The 18,751-nt window shown below is 65.1% G+C and carries 13 protein-coding genes; 7 read left to right on the top strand and 6 right to left on the bottom strand.

Features of this window, described 5'->3' with window-relative positions:
• Window positions 1-7 precede the first annotated feature (7 nt).
• From JFY56_RS00840 to JFY56_RS00825, 4 genes are all read left to right on the top strand, one after another.
• Window positions 8-1,375 carry a DUF1329 domain-containing protein gene (locus tag JFY56_RS00840; RefSeq protein WP_208311595.1) on the top strand — a complete coding sequence of 456 codons (1,368 nt, stop codon included), beginning with the start codon at window positions 8-10 and terminating at the stop codon, window positions 1,373-1,375.
• 238 nt (window positions 1,376-1,613) lie between these two features.
• Window positions 1,614-4,076 carry a LuxR C-terminal-related transcriptional regulator gene (locus tag JFY56_RS24310; protein ID WP_328824779.1) on the top strand — a complete coding sequence of 821 codons (2,463 nt, stop codon included), beginning with the start codon at window positions 1,614-1,616 and terminating at the stop codon, window positions 4,074-4,076.
• A 140-nt stretch (window positions 4,077-4,216) separates the two neighbouring features.
• Window positions 4,217-5,629, top strand: coding sequence for a coniferyl aldehyde dehydrogenase (locus JFY56_RS00830; RefSeq protein ID WP_208311594.1), 1,413 nt, complete (start codon window positions 4,217-4,219; stop codon window positions 5,627-5,629).
• A gap of 39 nt (window positions 5,630-5,668) precedes the next feature.
• Window positions 5,669-6,754, top strand: a complete 1,086-nt coding sequence (locus tag JFY56_RS00825) for a Zn-dependent alcohol dehydrogenase (protein ID WP_208311593.1) — start codon at window positions 5,669-5,671, stop codon at window positions 6,752-6,754.
• Between the two features lie 251 nt (window positions 6,755-7,005).
• On the opposite strand, the gene JFY56_RS00820 is transcribed toward JFY56_RS00825, so the two are convergent.
• Window positions 7,006-11,376 carry an autotransporter outer membrane beta-barrel domain-containing protein gene (locus JFY56_RS00820; protein ID WP_208311592.1) on the bottom strand — a complete coding sequence of 1,457 codons (4,371 nt, stop codon included), beginning with the start codon at window positions 11,374-11,376 and terminating at the stop codon, window positions 7,006-7,008.
• Between the two features lie 310 nt (window positions 11,377-11,686).
• Here JFY56_RS00820 and JFY56_RS00815 point away from each other — a divergent pair, with 310 nt between their 5' ends.
• Entirely contained in the window at window positions 11,687-13,027 is a 1,341-nt protein-coding gene (locus JFY56_RS00815; protein ID WP_208311591.1) for a sigma-54 dependent transcriptional regulator, read from the top strand.
• Window positions 13,028-13,054: 27 nt separating this feature from the next.
• Here JFY56_RS00815 and JFY56_RS00810 read toward each other — a convergent pair whose 3' ends face one another.
• The 5 genes from JFY56_RS00810 to JFY56_RS00790 all read right to left on the bottom strand — a co-directional run bounded on the left by JFY56_RS00810 (window position 13,055) and on the right by JFY56_RS00790 (window position 16,493).
• Complete coding sequence (locus JFY56_RS00810; protein WP_208311590.1) at window positions 13,055-13,768, bottom strand: hypothetical protein; 714 nt, start codon at window positions 13,766-13,768, stop codon at window positions 13,055-13,057.
• A gap of 27 nt (window positions 13,769-13,795) precedes the next feature.
• On the bottom strand, window positions 13,796-14,476 hold the full coding sequence (locus JFY56_RS00805; protein WP_208311589.1) for a C39 family peptidase: 681 nt from the start codon (window positions 14,474-14,476) through the stop codon (window positions 13,796-13,798).
• Window positions 14,477-14,542: 66 nt separating this feature from the next.
• A complete protein-coding gene (locus JFY56_RS00800) occupies window positions 14,543-15,376 on the bottom strand; it encodes a hypothetical protein (protein WP_208311588.1) in 834 nt (277 codons plus the stop codon).
• Between the two features lie 44 nt (window positions 15,377-15,420).
• Window positions 15,421-16,029: an adhesin gene (locus JFY56_RS00795; protein ID WP_208311587.1), complete on the bottom strand. Its 609-nt coding sequence runs from the start codon at window positions 16,027-16,029 to the stop codon at window positions 15,421-15,423.
• 2 nt (window positions 16,030-16,031) lie between these two features.
• Entirely contained in the window at window positions 16,032-16,493 is a 462-nt protein-coding gene (locus tag JFY56_RS00790) for a hypothetical protein (protein WP_208311586.1), read from the bottom strand.
• A gap of 334 nt (window positions 16,494-16,827) precedes the next feature.
• Here JFY56_RS00790 and JFY56_RS00785 point away from each other — a divergent pair, with 334 nt between their 5' ends.
• Together JFY56_RS00785 and JFY56_RS00780 are read left to right on the top strand one after the other, a co-directional pair.
• The gene (locus JFY56_RS00785; protein WP_208311585.1) at window positions 16,828-17,826 is read left to right on the top strand and encodes a hypothetical protein; all 999 of its coding nucleotides are present in this window, start codon (window positions 16,828-16,830) and stop codon (window positions 17,824-17,826) included.
• A 166-nt stretch (window positions 17,827-17,992) separates the two neighbouring features.
• Window positions 17,993-18,556, top strand: coding sequence for an NADPH-dependent FMN reductase (locus JFY56_RS00780; protein ID WP_208311584.1), 564 nt, complete (start codon window positions 17,993-17,995; stop codon window positions 18,554-18,556).
• Window positions 18,557-18,751: the final 195 nt, after the last annotated feature.

Genomic DNA, 18,751 nt, shown 5'->3' with positions numbered 1-18,751 from the left:
AATGCACATGAAAACAACAATCATGCATGTGGGTGCCCTGGCGCTGTCGCTGCTGGCTTCCAGCGTGATGGCCGCGGTTTCCCCGGAAGAAGCCGCCAAGCTCGGCACCAGCCTGACTCCGCTGGGCGGCGAGAAAGCCGGCAATGCCGACGGCAGCATTCCGGAGTGGACCGGCGGCCTCCAGCCGGGCGCCGCGCCGGTGGATGCCAACGGCTTCCTCGGCAACCCGTACGAGAGCGACAAGCCGCTGTTCACCATCACCAAGGCCAACGTCGACCAGTACAAGGACAAGCTGACCCCCGGCCAACTGGCGATGTTCCAGCGCTACCCGCAAACCTACAAAATCCCGGTGTATCCGACCCGCCGTAGCGCCGCCGCTCCGCAGGCGATCTATGACGCGGCGAAGAAGAGCGCGGTGACCACCGAGTCGATCAACGACGGCAACGGCCTGAAGAACTTCGAGCAGTCGCACTACTATCCATTCCCGATCCCGAAGAACGGCGTGGAAGTGGTGTGGAACCACGAGGCCCGCTATCGCGGCAGCAACTACACCCAGGTGGTCGCCCAGGCCACCCCGCAGGCCAATGGCTCCTACACCATCGTCGAGTTCAGGCAGGACCTGGGGTTCCCCCAGGCGATGCCCGACGTTTCGCTGGAGAAGGGCGCCAACTTCCTCATGTACGTCAAGCAGGAAATCGTCGCTCCGGCGCGCCTGGCGGGTAACGTCACCCTGGTCCACGAAACCCTCGACCAGATCAAGGAGCCGCGCCTGGCCTGGGCCTACAACGCCGGCCAGCGCCGCGTGCGCCGCGCCCCGCAGGTGGCCTACGACGGTCCGGGCACTGCCGCCGACGGCATGCGTACCGCCGACAACGCCGACATGTACAACGGCGCGCCGGACCGCTACGACTGGAAGCTGATCGGCAAGCAGGAAATGTACGTGCCGTACAACAGCTACAAGCTGTGGTCGCCGAAGGTGAAGTACGCCGACATCCTCAAGCCCGGCCATATCGACCAGGACCTGGCCCGCTACGAGCTGCACCGCGTATGGGTCGTCGAAGGCACGGTGAAGCCGGACGAGCGGCATATCTATGCCAAGCGCCGGTTCTTCGTGGACGAGGACACCTGGGCCATCGTCGAGGCCGATCACTACGACGGCCGCGGCCAGTTGTGGCGCGTCGGCGAGGGCCACCAGGTGCTGGACTACCAGCAGGGCGCCAGCACCTATGCGGCCCAGGCGCTGTATGACCTGATCGCCGGACGCTACGCGGTGACCGGCATGACCAACGAGGCCAAGCGCTCCACCCAGTACGGCCAGAAGTTCAGCATGAACGACTTCACCCCGGCCGCCCTGCGCAACGCCGGCATCCGCTGAGCCCCGCAAGTGCGGTACACGACACGGCGCCCCGTCGCAGGGGCGCCATGTCGTTTTTCCCCTGCCACCTGACATGGGTGGCGCATGGTGGGTGGTCCCGTTCGAACATGTCCCGGCCTCCAGCAGGGATGTGGCGAGTTCGGGGCGATCCCCCGCACGCTCTCCCGGCTGGATCGATGGTTTCGTCAAACCAGACTGATCGAGGTCCGCCATGCAGGGTGTTGGTGTCAGGCTTTTCGTGGTACGAGGCAACGCCGCACATATTCCGCAATTGCCCGATGGGCATCTGCTGCGTCCGCGCCTGCTGGATGCGCTGCTGGGCGAAGACCGCCGCCTGCGCTTGCTCTGTGCGCCGGCGGGGTTCGGCAAGAGCGTCCTGCTGAGCGAGTGGCTGTCGCGCAAGCCCGGCCCGAAAAGAGTCCTCTGGCTGGATCTGGCGGGGAAAGCCCTGTCGCTGGAGAAGCTCTGCGCCAGGATCGCCGCGCAGCTCGATTCGGCGCAGGCGAAGACCGCCGATGCGGACGCCTTGCTGGATCGCCTGGCCGCCGGCAACGATCCGGTCTACCTGGTTCTCGACGACCTGCCGGGCGAGCTGCCCGCCGATCTCGACGACTGGATCGAACGCCTGCTGGCGCTGCCGGCGTGCGCTGTGCAGCTGCTGGTCACCTGCCGCCAGCGTCCCGACTGGAATCTGCCACGCCTGCGGCTGCGCAACGAGCTGCTGGAGCTGGATGCCCGGCAACTGGCGCTATCCCGCGACGAATTCGATTCCCTGGTCGACCGGCTTTTGCCGCGCCTGGACGACGCATCCCGCGCGGAACTCTGGCAGCGGACCGAGGGCTGGTGTACGGGTGTCCGCATCCTGCTGGCGCGGGGCGGCGCAGCCAGCGTGTCGCTGCTGCGCGAATACCTGCAGCATGAGCTGCTGGCTCGCCTGGACGAGGTGGAGCGCGAAGTGCTGATTGGCCTGGCGCATCTGCCGAAGATGTCCGCCGAGCTCTGCGCCGAACTCTGGGAAGAGCAGGGCGGTGGCCCGATCTTCCGGCGACTGCTGCAATCCCAGGCCTTCTTCATCCCGCTCGAACGGCAGGACGGCTGGTATCGCCTGCTGCCGGCGGTGGCCCTGGCACTGCAGGGCATGCAGGCTCCCGCGGAAATGAAGCGCCTGCGTCTGCGCGCCTGCCGTCTGCTGAGCATGGCCGGCCACCTGAACGAGGCCATCGAGCTGGCGCTGGCGGCCGGGCAGCCGGAGGTCGCCGCCAGCTACATGGAACGACTGAAGCTGGACTGGCTGCTCAGCAAGCGCCACCTGAGCCTGTTCATCGGCTGGCAGGACCGCATCCCCGTCAATCTGCTGCACAGCACGCCCCGGCTGCTCTGCCTTTGCACGCGGGCGCTGCTGTTCAGCGGCCGTCTCGACGAGGCGGAGGATTACCTGGCGCATCTGGGGAATTTCCTGCCGCTGGCGCAATCGGCGCGCAACACCCGTCTGCTGGCCAACTGGCAGGCGCTGCATGGCAGCCTGCAGAGTCATCGCGGCGATGCCCGGCTCGCCCGGCTGCACAGCCGGGATGCGCTGGCCCGGCTGCCCGCGCGCGACTGGCTGGCGATAGTGCTTTGTCACGTGACCCTGGGCCGCGTCGCCATGGCCAGTGGCGAACTGGAGGAGGCCGGGCGGAACCTGCAGGCAGCCATCGAACTGGCGCGCCGCCAGGGTTATCTGGATGGCGAACTGCTGGTCGACGTCGAACGTATCCGGCTGCTGACCCTGCAGGGGCAGTTCGGTCTCGCCGAAGCGCTGCTGCAGGAAGACCTGGCGCGGCTGCCGCCCGACGACGGCCCCAGCCCGGTACTCGGTCGCCTGCTGCTGGTGCAGGGCGAGCTGCACCTGCTGCAGGGACGCCTCGGCGAAGGCGAAAGCGCCCTGCAGGCCGCGCTACGGCAGATGCGCACCTGCTCGGGCGCGCACCTGCTGCCAGCCTATCTGGCGCTCGCCGAGACCGCCGCCTGCCATGGCGCCTTCGACCGGGCGCACATGTACCTGCATGAGGGCGAGCGGCGCATGCATTGCGGGAATATCCACGAGTCCTGCTACAAGGGTGCGCTGGCCCACCAGACCATGCGCATCCTCGCGCGCCAGGGCCGCTGGGAGCAGGTTCTGCCGATGGCCCGCGCCCTGGCGGAGCAACTGCTTGGCGCGACGCCACGCCTGGCGCCGCTGGGCATGCCGTCCCTGCCGCAGCGCAACCAGCTGATGCTGGCCCTGGCGGAATGCGAAACCGGCCACCCCGAACATGCCCGGCTGCGGCTCGTCGCGCTGTACGAGCAGTGCAGGCACAGCGGCCTCGGCATGCTGACCGGGGACGTGCAGCGGGCGCTGGCCGACATGGGCGTCGTTCTCGAGGACGCACAGGACGGCGCGGCGGCGGGCGAAGAGCGCGGCGGAGAGGTTGCCGCGGAAGCATCGCCGCTCTCCGCCCGAGCCCTGCGTCGCGGCTACTACCTGGATGAGCTGACCCCGCGCGAGGTTTCCGTGCTCAAGCTGCTGGCCGAGGGCCTGTCCAACCAGGAAATCGGCAACACCCTGTTCATCTCGGTGAACACGGTGAAGTACCACGCCAAGAACATCAACGCGAAGCTCGGCGCCAGCCGGCGCACCCAGGCCATCCACTGGGCCAAGGCCAAGGGCATTCTCGGCTAGCTCGCCCGGCCACCTGATTCGGGTGGCGAAGGGTGGTGGGCGTTGCTCAACCATGGGGGCCGCTTCAGTGAGCGCGGCGCGGCGCCCGATCCGGGGGCCGTAAATCGCCAGCGCCTACCAACAAGAAAGGGGACATCGCAATGAGCGCCAGTGACAACCCGGGTGTGGCCGACATCCGTGCCATTCTCGACAAACAGCGCGCCGCCAGCCTGGCCACGGGCCCGTTGAGCGCTGAACAGCGTATCGAACTGATCGACCGCGCCATCGGCCTGCTGGTCGACCACGAGCAGGAAATCATCGATGCGGTGTGCGCCGACTTCGGCCACCGCAGCAAGGATTTTTCCCGCGTCACCGAGGTGCTTTCGCCGATTGCCGCGCTGAAGCAGACCAAGGCGCAACTGGCCGGGTGGATGAAGCCCGAACCGCGGTATACCGACCGCGGCGAAGCCTGGGTGCAATACCAGCCGCTGGGCGTGGTGGGCATCGTCAGCCCGTGGAACTTCCCGGTGAACCTGGCCTTCGGTGGCCTGGCCGGCGCCCTGTCCGCCGGCAACCGGGTGATGCTCAAGCCTTCCGAGTTCACCCCGAAAACCTCCGAGCTGATGGCCAGGATGATTCGCTCGGTGTACGCCGAGGACGAAGTCGCCGTGATCACCGGCGGCCCGGACGTCGGCCAGGCGTTCTGCTCGCAACCGTTCGACCACCTGTTGTTCACCGGCGCCACCAGCGTCGGCAGGCACGTGATGCGCGCAGCCGCCGAGAACCTGGTGCCGGTGACCCTGGAACTGGGCGGCAAGTCGCCGACCATCGTTTCCCGTTCGGCCGACCTGAAGAGCGCCGTGACGAAGATCATCACCGGCAAGATGCACAACGCCGGGCAGATCTGCATCGCGCCGGACTACGTGTTCGTGCCCGAAGAGTCGGTGGAGGACTTCATCGTCGTCACCCGCGCGGCGCTGGCCGGCTACTTCCCGAGCCTGAAGGACAACCCGGACTTCACATCGGTGATCAACGCCCGCCACTTCGAGCGTCTGCAGGGCTACCTGAACGAGGCCCGCGAGGCCGGCGTCGAGCTGATCGAACTGAACCCGGCCGGCGAGGACTTCGCCGACCAGCCACACCACAAGATCGCCCCGACCCTGCTGCGCAACCCCGGCGACGAGCTGAAGGTGATGCAGGACGAGATCTTCGGCCCGCTGCTGCCGATCAAGCCCTACAAGGACATCGCCGAGGTGGTCGCGTACATCAACGCCCATCCGCGCCCGCTGGCCCTGTACTGGTTCGGCGACGACGCGGCGGAAGAGTCCTTCGTCCTCGAACGCACCACCTCCGGCGGCGTCTGCCTCAACGACGTGATCAGGCACGTCGGAGTCGAGAGCCTGCCGTTCGGCGGCGTCGGCCCCAGCGGCATGGGCGCCTACCACGGCTTCGACGGCTTCAGGACTTTCAGTCACGCCAGGTCGGTCCTGCGTGCCGGCGACGGTCCGGACCTGATGCGCCCGCCCTATGTCGAGCAGGTTCGGCAGATCGTTGGTTCGCTGATCAAGCGTTGAGCGATCCGCTCCAAATTCATTTCGTTCAAAGGTGATTCCATGAAAGCAGCCGTATTCCACCAGCCAGGCTCCCCGCTGACCATCGAAGACGTTGGCATCAGCAAGCCCGGCCCGCGTGAGGTGCTGGTTCGTACCGTCGCGGTCGGCATGTGCCACTCCGACCTGCACTTCGTCGATGGCGCCTATCCCCATCCGGCGCCGGTGGTGCTCGGTCACGAAGCCGCCGGCATCGTCGAGGCGGTCGGTTCCGACGTGCGCACGGTGAAGCCGGGCGACCATGTGGTGACCTGCCTGTCGGCCTTCTGCGGCCACTGCGAGCATTGCGTCACCGGCCACCTGTCGCTGTGTGTTTCCCCGGAGACCAAGCGCGGCCCAGAGGATGAGCCGCGCCTGACCTACGTGCAGAAGCCGATGGTGCAGTTCATCAATCTTTCGGCCTATGCCGAGCAGATGCTGGTGCACGAGAACGCGCTGGTCGCCATTCGCAAGGACATGCCGCTGGATCGCGCGGCGCTGCTGGGCTGCGCGGTGACCACCGGCACCGGCGCGGTATTCAATACCGCCAAGGTGCGTCCGGGCGAGACCGTGGCCGTGATCGGCTGCGGCGGCATCGGCCTGTCGGCCATCAACGGCGCGGCGCTGGCCGGTGCCAGCCGCATCATCGCCATCGACATGCTGGATTCCAAGCTGGAACTGGCGAAGCAGTTCGGCGCCACCGATGTGGTCAATCCGAAGAACGGCGATGCGGTCCAGCAGGTCATCGAGCTGACTCGCGGCGGCGTGCATCACTCCTTCGAATGCATCGGCCTCAAGCAGACCGCCGAGCAGGCCTTCGCCATGCTGCGTCGCGGCGGATGCGCCACCGTGATCGGCATGATCAAACCGGGCACCAGGCTGGAGCTCGACCCTTATGCGCTGCTGCAGGAGCGGAAGATCCAGGGTTCATTCATGGGCTCCAACCGCTTCCCGGTGGATCTGCCGAACCTGGTGGACTTCTACATGCAGGGCCGCCTGAAGCTCGACGAGATGATTTCCCAGCGCATCAGGCTGGAGCAGATCAACGAGGGCTTCGACGAACTGCGCCGTGGCGAGTTGGCGCGTTCGGTCATCGTTTTCGATCAGTAACCATGCCATCCGACCGGTTGATGCCGCGGGCCTGATTAATTCGTTTGCTGGTTGGCACTTTGCCGGGCCTTGTGGCCCGGTTTTTTTTGTTCCAGCGTCGGCTTGTGGCGGGTTGCACCCGCCCTACGGGACTGGGCCAGAGCCCGCGTAGGTTGGTGCTGAACGCAGTGAAGCCCAACGATGGCGATGTTGGGCTTCGCGTTGCTCAGCGCCAACCTACGGTGGGCATTGCAGCCCGCCCAACCGGCGGCTCAGAAGTTCACCTTGACCCCGAGCATGCCTTCATAGCTGCGGCTGTCATCGCCAAAGGCCTTCTGATAGCCGAGCGATCCGGTGAGGGTGGTGCGCTCGCTGACCTGATAGTCGATGCCGGCGTTGAGCTCGCCCCAGGTGCCGCTCATCTCGGTGCCGAACGGAATGTAGCCGTCGGCCGAGGAGAACTCGGTCCGGGCCTTGCCCCTGAACTCGTGCCACACGCTCGGGCGCACCCAGGCGTTGGTCCGCAGCGTCTTGCCCTTGTCGTCGGTGCGGAACATGTCCCGGTCGATGCGCACGCCCAGGCGCCCGGTCAGCGAGTCGACGTCCTCGAAGCGCACGTCGGCGGCTTCGTCGCGGGCGTCGTCGATCTTCAGCTTGCTGGCGATGATCTGCGCCTGCGGCTCGATATAGACGTCCTTGTCCTTCTCATCGTCGTCGATCCTGAACGGTCGGCCGGCTTCCAGGGAAGCGGTGACGCCACGACCCTTGGTCTTCAGTTTCGGCATTTCGCTGGGATTGGCTTCGATATCGAAGCGATTGAACTGGAGCACGCCATCCAGATACCAGCCGTCCGGACCGAAGTGCGTCCAGTAGCCGCCGATACCGGTGGCGCGCAGAGAGTCGTCGCCGGTATTGCGGCCATCCTCGTGATCGACGCTGCCGCTCAGCTTGCCCGAGGAGAACGACAGGCCCGCCTGGTCGGTGCTGCCATCGGTATCTTCATGGCGATACAGGTCGACGCCGACCTGGAAGGCATGCACCCGGTAGTCGTACCGGGCGCCGCCGGGCAGCGAGTCGTCGCCCTTGCGGTAGATCACCCGGCCCCAGCCGAGCGAAGGACCGTAGGTTTCCCGTTCTTCGCTGGGCAGCGGTTCGGTAGACAGGCGCCGTTCCTCGCCGACCCGTTCATGCAGGGTGTCCACCATGGCCCGGCTGTAGTTCAGCGCCATTGCCGGAATCGCGCTGTACAGCGAGGTTTCGGCGCGGTAGTTGGGCACCTGAACTGGCATCGCCAGGGGAGAAACCGGTTCCTGCGCCCCGGGGGCAGTAGGGGCGGCCGAGGTACTCGGAGTGGTCGGGGGCTCCGGGTCATCTCCGCCTCCCGTGCTGCCGGTAACCTTGGTCGAGCGCAGATACCAGGCTTCGGGATTGCTGTCGTCCAGGCTGGAACGGTTCAGCGTGTACTGGTAGGGACCGGCCTTGACCCGGCTGAGCAGGCGGAATGCCGCGGCATCGGTGGTGCCGCCGTTGACGGCATCGACCACCTTGATGCCGTTGCCGGTGGTCAGCGCCCCCGGGCCGGCAGCGTTTTTGATCTGCAGGTTGGTATTGCCGCCTGCGGTGCCGCCGTCGATCACCAGCTGGTCGGATGGCGAGTCGTCGGTATAAAGGTAGGTATTCAGCGCCACGGTACCGTTATCGCCCTGGTAGTTGCCGACGCGCAGTTGTTTGTACTTGCCCGCGGCCGGAGTGCTGAAGTCGATCAGGCTCTGCTGGTTGCGCAGGGTGCTCAGGTTGGAGTCGCCGGTGAGATTCCAGATGCTGGTATCGCGCATCGTCACGTCCGAGGAGCTGCCGGCTGCGGTATTCGCCGAGCCGACGACCACGGAGTTGGACAGATCGACTGTCGCCCGTCCGACGGCCGCGACGGACTGGCCGATACCTTGCCATTGGCCGGTGCCGAAGTCGGGCACGCTAGCCGCATCGCTCAGCGCCGTATTGTCGACGTTCAGCCATTGCCCGCTGCCGCTGGCGATCGTCCGGCTGAGGTCGACATCGCCAACCCCTGCCACGGCGATGGTGGCGCCATCCTGGTTGTGCAGCACGCTGTCCTGAAGGGTGACTGTGCCGGCTGCTGCATCGGTTCCCTGTACATACAGGGCGGCGGACTGGGCGCCGCTGCTTTCCGAAACCACGCCCTGGCCGCTGACACTGCCGCCATTGCGGGCCACGATGCCATGCGCCGAGGCGCCGGAAGTGGCGATGCCCACGGTATCCAGGCCGATGCTGGCGGTGTCGTTGGCGAATGCGCCAAGGGCGCCTTCGCCGCTCGTCGTCACTACGCTGCCGGTGGCCGTCAACGCGGCGCCGGTCTCGGATTGCAGGCCGTGGGACTGCTGGCCGTGGGTGCGGATGGTGGACTGGACCAAGTCGAGATTCGCGGTTTCATCCTTGTATTTCCGGCTGGTGAACGCGCCGGCAGCCTGGTCGCCGAGGGTTTCCACGGTGATGTTGTTCGCCTTTAGGCTGACTACGCCAGGCTTGGCCTCGCCGATACCGGCATAGAGTCCGCGCGAATAGTCGCCCTCGGTCCGAATCGAAAGGTTGTTCAGCACCATGCTGCCGCCATCGTCGACCGCCGCGCCGTAGGCCTGTTTGCCGGTGGTCGTCACGCTGGTGCCGGTGGCGGTCAGCAGTGCGCCGGCGTTACGCGATGCCAGGCCGTGGGGGAAGGTCAGGTTGCTGGCCACGGGCGAGCCATCGCCGGTAGTGGTCACCGTGCCGCCGGTGACCGTCACCGTGGCTCCTGTGTCAGCCAGGATGCCCATGGCGTTGTCGTTGCCATGGGTGGTGACGCTCACGTTATCGACGGTAGCGGTCGAGTTCGCTGCGGTGATCGCCGCCGAATAGTTGCCGTCGGTGGTGACCGAGCCCTTGCTCATGCCGAGCGACGCTCCGTTCGTTGCCTGAACGCCGTAGCTGGATTTCTGCGTGGTATGCACGTGGCTGCCGGTCAGGCCCAGTCGGGAACCTGTGCCATCTACCAGTGCTCCGGGAGCCCAGGGACCAATCGCGCCAGGCGCCTGGTCGACGAGGATGCTGGATTCGCTCACCTCGCCAGTGGCGCCCCCGGTAACGTTGATACCAATTGCGCGGTTGCCGCCGACGCTGATGCTGGAGCCGGAGATGCTGCCATGGGAGCCGATGCCTTCGATGGACACGCCATGGCCATAGAGCCCGGTTGCCGACAGTGACGAGCCATCGATTGCCACGGAGCCGCCGGCCATGGCGCGCGCCGCGGCGGCGGGGTTGGCGATACTGCCGCCCCCGCTGACGTTGACCGTGCTGTCGCTTAGTTCAACGCTGGCGCCGCTGCCTTCCGCGCGAGCGCCACCAATGTTGGCGCCGGTGGTGGTCATCGTCAGTTTCGAGCCCACGATCTGGCTGTTGGCCAAGGCATGCAGGATGGCGGTGGTCGTCGTGCTGGTCGCGGCGCTGCTGACCTCGACCGTGCTGCCGGTCAGCGTGATCTTGCCGCCGTCCTCGGCACGGGCCGCGCTGGCGCTGGCGCCGCCGATCAGCAGCGAGATGCCATTGGCATCGATTTCGCCGCCTGTGGCCAGCAGGCCATGGCTGAGGCTCAGCGTCTTCTCGTTGTCGAGCGGGCTAGCTGTCGAGAGGGCGGCGCCGCTGGTCTGTACGGTGGTGCCGTCCTTCAGCACGATGCTTGCGCCATTGCGCGCCCAGGCGCCGACCGATCCCTTGCCGGTGGTAGTGATGGTGCCGCCCGTGATCTCGACGGAGCCGTTGTCCGCCAGTACGCCATGACCGTAGCTGTTGCTAGTAGCAACACTGGAATCGGTGAGGTCGACGCGGGCGCCATCGTCGACTCGCACGCCATAGGCGGAGGTGCCAGTGGTGGTCACGCTGATGCTGTCGCCAGTGAGCGAGCTGCCCGCGCCGGTTACTCGCAGGCCATGGCTGCCGGCGGTCGCGGTGCTGCGTGCGCCGCTGGTGGCGATGCTGGTGCCGTTGCTCAGCGTGGCCTGCCCGCCATTTTCGACCGACAGGCCGATGGCGCCCCAGGATGTGGTGCCGATCGAACCGCCGCTCATGTCGAAGGCGGAGCCATCTCCGGTCACGACCACTCCGCGGTTGTTGTTGCCCTTGACATTACCGCCCACCAGCACGTCGGTGTCGGTCAGGGAGACGGAACCGCCGGATTCGACGAGCACGCCGGTCATGTCGCTGGCGGTGACTACTGCTCCGGCGCCGGTCCTGGGCTCAAGAACCACGCTGCTGCCGCTGGCGGCGATTTGGCCGCCGTTCTCTGCGTGCAATCCAACCTGATCCTTGGCCTGGGCGGCATTGACGGCACCGCTTTCGATGCTCCAGGCGTCGAGCCGGATGTTCTTGCCGGCTCCCGCGAGGACGCCGGTCGTGTTCGCGGCTTTCAGCTTGATGACCTGGCCGGAGTAGGTGCCGTCGTCGGCAATGCCGGAGCCGCCCATAGTCGCGACATCGGTATCGGCATCCACCTCGAAGGAGCCGCCGAGCCCGGCCAGCAACAGACCTATGGCATGGGCCAGTCTCGACCGGCGCAGGTTGGGGAACAACAGCCAGTCGTGTCGAAGGGATTTCATGATCGCCGCCTCAAAAGTGGGATGCGGCGAGTCTGGAAAGAAATGTCTGACTGCTATGTCAGAATTTCACGAAGTTGCTGTCAGATTTTTCATCAGTTTTCCCGAGCGGTTGAATCTGACACCTGCTGATCGGGTCCAACCTTGCATTCGCCCTGGGTTTTGCGGAACCCGGCCGGCCTCATGACATCGGGGCCTGGCACCTATGAGGAATGCTTCTAATGCGCATTCCAAAGGTTGATACGCTATGCCTCTGTTCCGTTGACGCGTGCGGCAGTTGATGGAGATGGGTCAATTGACGCGGGGATCGGACATGCTCGATACGGCGGCATCACAACGACGGTTGCTGATGGTGGACCCGTGCGCCGATTGTCAGAGACTTCTCCCCGATCTCCAGGCGGCAGGCTGGCTGGTCGAGAGTTGCCGGCTGGACAATCTGTCGGGGCGCTACTGCGATGTCGGTCTGTTGCGCCTTACTCCAGCGCACATGCAGCGTCCGGAAATCATCAAGCAGATGATCCAGCGCAGCGGTACCGAGTGGATCGCCGTGCTCGCCGCCACTTCGCTGAAGTCGCAGGGCATGGGGGAATTCCTGCGCGAGTGGTTCTTCGATTTCCACACCCTGCCGTTCGACGACGCCCTGGTGCAGATGACCCTTGGCCGCGCCTGGGGCCGGGCGAGCCTGTCCGCGAGTTCGCGCTTCGACGGCTTCGGCCACCCCTCCGCGCCGAATGACGAACTGCTCGGCGAAAGCCAGAGTATCCAGGACCTGCGCAATCTGGTGGCGAAACTGGCGCCAACCGACGCGCCGGTGCTGATCCGTGGCGAAAGCGGGACCGGCAAGGAACTGGTGGCGCGCACGCTGCACCGCCTGTCGGGACGGGCGCAGCAGCCGTTCGTCGCGATCAACTGCGGGGCGATTCCGGAGCAACTGATCCAGTCGGAACTGTTCGGCCACGAGAAGGGCGCCTTCACCGGTGCCCACCAGCGCAAGATCGGCCGTATCGAAGCGGCCGACGGCGGCACCCTGTTCCTCGACGAGATCGGCGACCTGCCGCTGGAACTGCAGGTCAACCTGCTGCGCTTCCTGCAGGAATCGCACATCGAGCGGGTCGGCAGCTACGAGCCGGTCAGCGTCAACGTGCGGGTGGTGGCGGCGACCCATATAGACCTGGAGGATGCGGTGCGCAACGGCCGCTTCCGCGAGGACCTCTACTACCGTCTGAACGTCCTCAAGGTGCACACCGCGCCGCTGCGCGAGCGGGTGGCCGACATTCCCTTCCTCGCCGAGTATTACGCACGCTTCTACAGCGTCGAGACCGGCCGGCGGCCGCGGCGCTTCAGCAAGGAGGCGCTGAATGCGATGGCCGAGCACGGCTGGCCGGGCAATGTGCGTGAACTGGCCAATCGCGTCCGCAGCGCCCTGGTGCTGGCGGAGGGGAGGGAGATCGAAGTGGCCGACCTGGGGCTGGACCAGATCGAGCAGACCAGCGCGCTGCGCCATACCCTGGAAGAGTACAAGCTGCATGCCGAACGCCAGGCGCTGTGCGATGCGCTGACCCGCTACGCCGACAACCACACCCGCGCGGCGCGCATGCTCGGCATCTCACGCCCGACCTTCTATCGCCTGCTGCACAAGCACCAGCTCTGCTAGGGCCTGCGGATGGGGACGGGTAACCTCTCACATACCCGGGCGTACCAGCGGCATCGCCGAATTCAGACCGTTAACCGACGGACCGCCGTCACTCATCACCACATTCAGTTGGGTGAGGTTCTCGACGTTGTTGCGCGAGCTGATGATGTCGGCGCTCTGAATGAGGCTACCGCCGCCGATCCGCTGCATGCTGCTGCCTTGTCCGGCTGCCTGGATCGACATTTGCACACCTCCGCCCGCCGGTTCGACACGGACCTCGCCGAGGCTGCTGGTGCGTACGCTGGTATCCAGCGTGGTGCTGCCGTGCGGTTGCCTGCCCAGTTGCGAGCTCTCGCGAACATCGATGTTCACGCCGTTATGGGTCACATTGAAATCACCTGCCGAGCGCGCGCTTTGCGAAACCCCCTGGACCTGGCCAAGGCCGCTGCCGCCGATCACTTGCCCGCTGCCGGCCGCTAACGAACCGCGCCCGCCGTTGCTGGAAAGGGACACGTTGAACACCGGCATCGCCATGCCCTGCTGCATCTGCATGCTGACCTGCCCGCCGAGCACCTGTCCGTTGGCGGCTTGCCAGGTGCTGCTCATGATCACGCCGAAGCTGATGATGCGTCCCGGCATGACGAAGCGTCCGCGCAACTGCTCCAGTTGCGCGTCCGTCAGCTCGATGGGCTTGAGCAACTCGCCCTGTACGGGGAAGGCCGCTGCCAGCAGACCTGTGATCAACCATTGCCGCATCTTCATAACATCCTCCCGGGACATCCCCTCCCATCAGAAGAAGTCACTCTGGATAAAGCCGAACTCCATGAGCTGGGCATCCTGGAGCGGTTGGAAGGCGTTCATCCGGTCTCGCGCCGTCAATGGATCGGGCGGGCTGAGCAGGACATTCGTACGGTCGTAACCCGGTCCGACGATGGCCAGGACGATGCCGTTCCAGCCTTTCTTGAAATCCTCGAAGGCGTAGCGCTTGTGCCCCAGGATCGGGTCGCCGATGTACACCCAGTCGTTGCGGGTACGTTGCATGACCACGAAATGCTTGTAGCCACGTACATCCAGCAGCACGATCACCGGCATCTGCAGGCGGCGGAACTGCGCATCGGACACCCGGTATCCACGGGCGCGCAGTCCGATCGACTCGACATAGCGCTTCATGTCGAGCATTGAGAAGCCCTTGGTCCGCACCGTTTCCGGATCGGCATGGCTGAGCATCCCCTCGATGACCATCTGTTCGGTCACCTGCAGGCTATATGCCTGGTGGAGAATGGTCGCCAGCGATGCGGCCCCGCAGCTGAAATCGGTCTTCTGCGGAATCAGGCTGCGGAATCTCCGCTCACGGATACTTTCCACTTCCTTGTAGGCGTAGCCGCCACCCGGTAACGCCACGACCGGAATTTCGGCAGCTTGGGTCCAGAACGTCAGGCAGAGCAGTACGAAAGCTGTCAGCCCACGCATGAGGAAATCTCCTCATAAGGAAAGAAACAGGGCTCCGGCGTGGCCGGAGCCCGTTGGGGGCAAGGATTACGGAGCTCCGCCTCCGCCGCCATTGCCAGCCGCTGCTGTTGCATTCGCGTTCGAAGCGATTGCCAGCGAGTTGCTTTGTTGGTTGACGATACCGGCGGCAACGTTCACACCGGCATTACCCGCGGAGGACACCGCTCCTGCGGTGGCCGAGTTGACGGAAGCAAGGGAGCCGAGTTCAGGCTGAGGTACAGCTACCAGGTTGCCGTTTCTGGATTCTTCCCGTTCCGGAGCTGCCTGACCCGGAGTGAAGGTTGCTGGTTCTTCGCCGTCCGGGATGGCGGATTCGAAGTTGACCACCTGTGCCGAGAGGAGCTGATTGCTGGTGCTGGTGGCAGAAGCGGTTCCGCCCTGGGGCGGATCTTCCGGGTCAAACGTTCCGCTGGTGGTGGTATTGGCAACTGACAGAGCGTTGTTTTGCTGGTTCAGATATCCAGCCGCAACGTTCACGCCGACATTACCCGAACCACTCACTTCACCCGAGGTGGCGGTGTTGTCGCCAACGACTGCATTGACCGGATCGTTCCCGTCGATGGTCTGGTTGGATGTGGTATTTGCGGTCGCGCCGAATATCAGCGCTTCGTCGTCATTGGCCAGGGCTACCGAATTGGCCTGTTGGTTGCCGGCACCTGCTGCGGAGTTGATGCCCACGTTACCTTCCGCGCTGCTGCCCTCGGCATCGGCGGTATTGCTGACGTCTTCCGAATTGATTGCGTTTCCGGTCAGATTCTGGGTGCTATCCGTTGTGGAGGTGGAATCGGCATAGGCGCCACTGACCGCAATTGCGCTGGCCAGGGCGAATGCCAACGGTGTCAACAGCAGTTTGGTTTTCATGGTTCTTTTTCCTCTCTGCTTGGTTTTTCCCCTCTCAGGGGTTATCAGGGTCGGTCCGCGATCCTGATGTTCAGGGTGTTCGCCATACGGTTGCCCACCCCTGCGCTCTGGTTCAGTTGCACGACGCCATTACTGCCGGCAAAGGCCTGGTCGTCGGTGACGACCCTCCGCGCCCCTATGGCCGATCCATCCGAGCCAGAGTCCTGCTTGAAGGCCACGCTCTGTTCCAGCTCGCTGTCCGCAAGACCTTGCGGTCCGGCACTGAGGCTGATGTTCATGGCGTTGGCCTGCTGAGTCGCAGCGCCTGCGGACTGGTTCACACCGAGCGCGCCGTTGCCGCCGGTAAAGGCCGGCCCGAGGATTTCCGAACTTGCGTCCAGCGAGCGGTCTACGCCGCGGACTTCAAGTTCCTGCTTCTGGGAAGTGGTCGCCCTGGCGGTCTCGCCGATGGCAAGGGCGCGGGCATTGCTCTGCTGCTGGAAGCTGCCGGCGGCCTGGTTGATCGACAGCACGCCGTTGTAGCCGATGCCGCTCGAATCGAGCAGGCTGCGGTCGATCTCGTGCACCCGCACGGCCTGTTGGGGGCCGTGGTTGTGATCGGCCAGCGCGACAAGGGGAACGATGAGAAGGAGCAGGAGCCAGTGACGGATCATCCTTATCTCCCCCCACCAATCGCCTGCAGCGGCGCCAGGCCGCGCTGCACGCTGTCGTTGACGGTGTTGGCGATGCGGTTGCCCATGCCGCCGCCGCTCATGGAATTGCCGCCCAGATTGGCGGTTGTCGTGGAGTTGCTCACCTGGGAAGTCAGGCTGTCCAGGTTGCCGCCAGGAGTGGTGGCGGCTTGCATGGCAGATCCGCTGGTGACGCTGGCGAACTCTTCGTCGCCCAGTTCGTTGACGCCGGAGGTGGTCAGCATGCGGTTGACCTGTGGAGCGACGTTGGCGTTGACCTGGGTGGGGTTGGGATCGGGAGCCAGTGGCGCCCGTACGGCGACTCGTGGCTGGACATCACGCTTGATGATGATGTTGCCGTCCTCGGCGGAGGCGGGCAGCGCCGCTGCTCCCAGCAGGGCGAAGCAGGTCAATGAAGCAGCTGTAACTCGAACAAAGCGCAGCATGGCAGCGATCCCTCTTCCGGCCGAACACAGATACAGCAAGGCCTCTGGGAAGGAGCAAGAGTCGAGCCCTACATTGAAACTCAATAAATATTAATAGGTTGTATATCTTTTCTAGATTCGTTCTTAAGTAAAGGTGTATTACCGATGAAACACATTCGTCAAAAGAAAGCCGTCAAATGCCCGTCGTTACGCTGGTGAAACAGGTGTTTCATCGTTGATACAGTATGGTCGGCTTCTGTCGCCGGAAGCCTCGGCGAGAGGCCTATACTCAAGGCACCGTCGCTGCAGACGCAGCAGCGGAGCACCCGCAATGACGGGTTGCCGGAGGCCTGCGATGTCGAGTCTGCGTTGCCTGATCGTCGCCGTGCTGGTGGCGCTGGCAGGATGCGTCACGACGGAACGGGCGGTCGGCCCGGGGCCTGCCGCGGAGGTTTCGCAAGGCACCTGGCGGCAGGTCGACAGCGACATCGCCGCCGCATCGCAGAGCGCCGCCGCGCAGGCCGAGGACTACGCGCGGGAGGCCATGGAGCGCTGGATGGACCTGGTCTACCAGCGCACCGAGAGCGACTACATCCCCTGGTTCACCGGCTACTGGACGCGCAAATGGCTGACCATCAAGGTCGGCTGGTACAGGCTCAATTCCGGGGAAGAGAAGGACGCAGTGGTCAATCGCCTGGCTGTCTATCTGCAGGAGGAGTACCACGACCGCGTGCTGAAACCGGTCTCGCGGCAACTCGACCCCGATGCCGTCATGGCGCGGGCGACGCAGCATTACGTCGAGGTGCTCGCCGGCCAGTTGCGGGAAATCCCCCAGCGCCGTGGCGTGCCCATGGCGCAATTCAATCGCCGGCTCTCGGAAATCCCCGCCATCGACCTGGCGCCTCCCGCAGCGCACAGTGTTTCGCTCTTTCAACTCGTGCATGCCGACCCGGTCGAGCGGCTGCCGGCGTTCCAGGCGTTGCTGGGACGGGTGCGCAAGGCCGCCGGCGGCGCGGTGGCCGGATCGTCAGACACCGGCATCGCCCCGGTGGCGCGGGAAACCAGCGAGAAACTGGAATCCGAACTCGCCACCAGCGGCATCGCCAGCGCCATCGGTGCCATGGCCGGGCGGGTGGCCGGCTCGATGATTTCCCTGGGAGTGGCGAGCTTCGGCGCCATGGCCAACGAGAACGAGCGGCCGAAGATGGCGGTGCAGTTGCGGAAGAACCTTAACCAGGCCTTCGACGAGGAATGGCTGGACCTGATGCGCAATCGCGACAGCGGGGTGCTGGCGGGGGTTCTCTACCTTTCCGGGGAAATCGAAGGAAATCTTGTCGGGTGGGCGGCGCAGTGAGGGATGGGGAGTCCGTAGGTTGGCGCTGAGCCTGCGAAGCCCAACGGTGCCACTGCCGGCAGATGTTGGGCTTCACTGCGTTCAGCGCCAACCTACAGGCCCCCAGCCCAGGCATTGCAGTCTAGAGTTCCCCTGTATTCGGCTTATCGACAGAAGGAAGGCAGTAATGGCGAATCAGCAGGAAATCAACGTACTGGGCATCTCCGGCAGCCTGCGGCAGGGCTCCTACAACACCGCCGCGCTGCGCGAGGCGATGCGTCTGGCGCCGGAGGGAATGCGCATCGACATGGCGGACCTCGGCGGCATCCCGCTGTACAACGAGGACGTCTACGCCCAGGGTTTTCCGGAGCCGGTGCAGCGCCTGCGCGAACAGATCCGCGCCGCCGATGCGCTGCTGATCGCCACTCCGGAATACAACTACTCGATCCCCGGCGTGCTGAAGAACGCCATCGACTGGGTCTCCCGCCCACCGGAGCAACCCTTCGCCGGCAAACCGGTGGCATTGTTCGGCGCCAGCGCCGGCCGCTTCGGCACGGCGCGGGCGCAATACCACCTGCGGCAATGCATGGTGTTCCTCGACATGCGCCCGCTGAACAAGCCGGAAGTGATGATCTCCACCGCGCAGAACCTGTTCGACCCGCAGGGCAACCTGACCGACGACGCCACCCGCGAGTACATCCAGCGCCTTCTGGCCGCCCTGCAGGAGTGGGCGTTGCAGCACAAGGGGTGATGGCGGTGGCGGGTTGCACCGTTCAAGTCGCTGCCGGGAGATGTCTTTTGTAGGAGCGCGCCATGCGCGCGATCGCGGGCATGGCCCGCTCCTACGGAGGCTCCGGAGCTGAGGCTAATTCCTGTAGGAGCGAGCTCTGCTCGCGAACATCCGCCCCGCAAAAGCTTCGCGAGCAGAGCTCGCTCCTACAAAAGC

This window comes from Pseudomonas schmalbachii, assembly GCF_017589465.1.
Classification (GTDB): Bacteria; Pseudomonadota; Gammaproteobacteria; order Pseudomonadales; family Pseudomonadaceae; genus Pseudomonas; species Pseudomonas schmalbachii.
The sequence above is the reverse complement of the archived record's forward strand: the minus strand, read 5'-3'. Positions and strand labels throughout refer to the sequence as shown.